The sequence below is a fragment of the Hymenobacter crusticola genome, assembly GCF_002154225.1.
Lineage (GTDB): Bacteria > Bacteroidota > Bacteroidia > Cytophagales > Hymenobacteraceae > Hymenobacter > Hymenobacter crusticola.
In genome coordinates this window covers 1-721 of sequence record NZ_MTSE01000124.1, presented here as the reverse complement: position 1 = coordinate 721, position 721 = coordinate 1, and the positions used below count along the sequence as shown (strand labels likewise).

The window sequence follows — 721 nt, the reverse complement described above, 5'->3', positions numbered from 1 at the left end:
CGTCCGTGCCCGCCAGCAGGCCGTGGGCGGCGGCGGCCCCCCACTGGGCGAAGAACTTGGCGACAGGCTCGGGGAAGCCGGCCGCTACTTGCTGGGCGATGTAGGGCGCCGGCTCGCTGCTGTGATACGTGATGGGCCGGCCCGCTAGCTGGGAGAGTTCCCGGGCGACGTCGTGGAACGAGTAGGCTGTGCTCCCGGTCAGGGTATAGGCCTGGTTCTCGTGGCCGGCGCTGGTGAGCAAGGCCGCTGTGGCGGCGGCCAGCTCGCTCCGCTTGACGAAGGCGATCCGGCCTTCGCCGGCCGGGAAACGGATTTCCGCCTGCGGCACCTGGCTGCCAACCAGGTAGGCTAGGCCTTCGAAGTAGTAGCCGTTGCGCAGAATGGTGTAGATCAGCCCGGAGGCTTGCAGGTAGGCTTCCGTGGCTAGGTCGCTTTCCGTGACCTCGGGCATGACAAAGTCCGAGCTGCGCTGGATGCTGGTGTAGAACAGGTGCTTGACCCCGGCTTCTTTGGCCGCGTCGATGACGTGGCGGTGCTGGCGCACGCGGTCGGTGAAGGCCACGGCGGACACGAGCAGCACCTTCTCGATGCCCTGGAAGGCGTGCACCAGGGCGGGGTAGTCTAGGTAGTCGGCTGACCGCACGTCGATGCCGCGTGCGGTGAGGTCGGGGGCTTTGCGCACGTCGCGCACCAGGGCCGCGAGTTCCGTAGCCGGGGTGGT

Annotated in this window: 1 protein-coding gene; it reads right to left on the bottom strand. The window is 68.1% G+C overall.

Annotation, left to right across the window (positions count from 1 at the left end):
• Positions 1 to 721 (bottom strand): NmrA family NAD(P)-binding protein (locus tag BXP70_RS29170; RefSeq protein ID WP_143436799.1); only part of this gene is annotated, 721 nt, incomplete at both ends.